Annotated in this window: 2 rRNA genes (1 of these 2 cut by a window edge); both read left to right on the top strand. The window is 50.4% G+C overall.

From position 1 onward, the window contains the following. Positions 1-2,226, top strand: a 23S ribosomal RNA gene (locus DM08_RS10135); it begins 660 nt to the left of the window's first position. A gap of 113 nt (positions 2,227-2,339) precedes the next feature. Next, positions 2,340-2,453, top strand: a 5S ribosomal RNA gene (gene rrf / locus DM08_RS10130). Positions 2,454-2,500: the final 47 nt, after the last annotated feature.

Below are 2,500 nucleotides of genomic sequence, written 5' to 3'. Positions count from 1 at the left end.
GTAGACCCGAAACCAAGTGATCTATCCATGGCCAGGATGAAGGTTGGGTAAAACCAACTGGAGGTCCGAACCCACTAACGTTGAAAAGTTAGGGGATGAGCTGTGGATAGGGGTGAAAGGCTAAACAAACTTGGAAATAGCTGGTTCTCTCCGAAAACTATTTAGGTAGTGCCTCATGTATCACTCTCGGGGGTAGAGCACTGTTATGGCTAGGGGTCTATTGCTGATTACCAAACCATTGCAAACTCCGAATACCGAGAAGTGCGAGCATGGGAGACAGACATCGGGTGCTAACGTCCGGTGTCAAAAGGGAAACAACCCAGACCGCCGATTAAGGTCCCCAAGACATAGTTAAGTGGAAAACGAAGTGGGAAGGCTAAAACAGTCAGGATGTTGGCTTAGAAGCAGCCATCATTTAAAGAAAGCGTAATAGCTCACTGATCGAGTCGTCCTGCGCGGAAGATGTAACGGGGCTCAAACTATGCACCGAAATCGCGGATATGTGTTTACACATATGGTAGGAGAGCGTTCTGTAGGCCTGCGAAGGTGTTCTGTGAAGAATGCTGGAGGTATCAGAAGTGCGAATGCTGACATGAGTAGCGATAAAGGGAGTGAAAGGCTCCCTCGCCGAAAACCCAAGGTTTCCTGTTCAACGTTCATCGGAGCAGGGTGAGTCGGCCCCTAAGGCGAGGCTGAAAAGCGTAGTCGATGGGAAACAGGTTAATATTCCTGTACCTCAATGTAATGCGATGTGGGGACGGAGAAGGTTAAGCAAGCTGTCTGTTGGAATAGGCAGTTTAAGCGTGTAGGGAGATCTCTTAGGCAAATCCGGGAGGTCAATTCTGAGGCGTAATGACGAGTGCCCTTGAGGCGCGAAGTTGCTGATACCAAGCTTCCAAGAAAAGCCACTAAGCTTCAGTTATATTGAGACCGTACCGCAAACCGACACAGGTGGGTAGGATGAGAATTCTAAGGCGCTTGAGAGAACTCGGGTGAAGGAACTCGGCAAATTAGCACCGTAACTTCGGGATAAGGTGCGCCCCGGTAGATTGTAGAGACTTGCTCTCGAAGGTCGATGGGGTTGCAGTGAAATGGTGGCTGCGACTGTTTAATAAAAACACAGCACTCTGCAAACACGAAAGTGGACGTATAGAGTGTGACGCCTGCCCGGTGCTGGAAGGTTAAGTGATGGGGTGCAAGCTCTTGATCGAAGCCCCAGTAAACGGCGGCCGTAACTATAACGGTCCTAAGGTAGCGAAATTCCTTGTCGGGTAAGTTCCGACCTGCACGAATGGCGTAACGATGGCCACACTGTCTCCACCCGGGACTCAGCGAAGTTGAAATGTTTGTGAAGATGCAATCTCCCCGCGGCTAGACGGAAAGACCCCATGAACCTTTACTGTAGCTTTGCATTGGACTTTGAACAGATCTGTGTAGGATAGGTGGGAGGCATTGAAGTAGGGACGCCAGTCCTTATGGAGCCATCCTTGAAATACCACCCTGATGTGTTTGAGGTTCTAACCTAGGTCCGTAATCCGGATCGGGGACCGTGCATGGTAGGCAGTTTGACTGGGGCGGTCTCCTCCCAAATTGTAACGGAGGAGTACGAAGGTTCTCTAGGTACGGTCGGACATCGTACTGATAGTGCAATGGCAAAAGAGAGCTTAACTGCGAGACTGACAAGTCGAGCAGGTGCGAAAGCAGGTCATAGTGATCCGGTGGTTCTGTATGGAAGGGCCATCGCTCAACGGATAAAAGGTACTCTGGGGATAACAGGCTGATTCCTCCCAAGAGTTCATATCGACGGGGGAGTTTGGCACCTCGATGTCGGCTCATCACATCCTGGGGCTGTAGCCGGTCCCAAGGGTATGGCTGTTCGCCATTTAAAGTGGTACGTGAGCTGGGTTTAAAACGTCGTGAGACAGTTTGGTCCCTATCTGCCGTGGGCGTTGGAAGTTTGAGGGGACCTGCTCCTAGTACGAGAGGACCGGAGTGGACGAATCTCTGGTGTACCGGTTGTCATGCCAATGGCATTGCCGGGTAGCTAAATTCGGAAGAGATAACCGCTGAAAGCATCTAAGCGGGAAACTCGCCTCAAGATGAGACTTCCCTGGGCACTAGATGCCCCTAAAGAGTCGTTCGAGACCAGGACGTTGATAGGTCAGGTGTGGAAGCGCAGTAATGCGTTAAGCTAACTGATACTAATTGCTCGTGAGGCTTGATCCTATAACATTAAGCAGTTGCAAGTGTTGCTCGCAACAATCGAAACCTTCTTTACTTCGACCAGAACAATGGCCGACTGGCCTCTCCCACGAGACTCCAGTCAGCCGACAGTTATGTCTGACGACCATAGCAAGTTGGTCCCACTCCTTCCCATACCGAACAGGACAGTGAAACGACTTCGCGCCAATGATAGTGTGGATTACCCATGTGAAAGTAGGTCATCGTCAGACTCCTTATAAGCTAAAGCCCAGAGTTATCTGGGCTTTTTGCTTTGGTA

The organism is Ferriphaselus sp. R-1, from assembly GCF_000746095.1.
GTDB lineage: Bacteria > Pseudomonadota > Gammaproteobacteria > Burkholderiales > Gallionellaceae > Ferriphaselus.
Note: the sequence above shows the minus strand (reverse complement) of the source record. Positions and strands in the feature narration are given on the sequence as shown.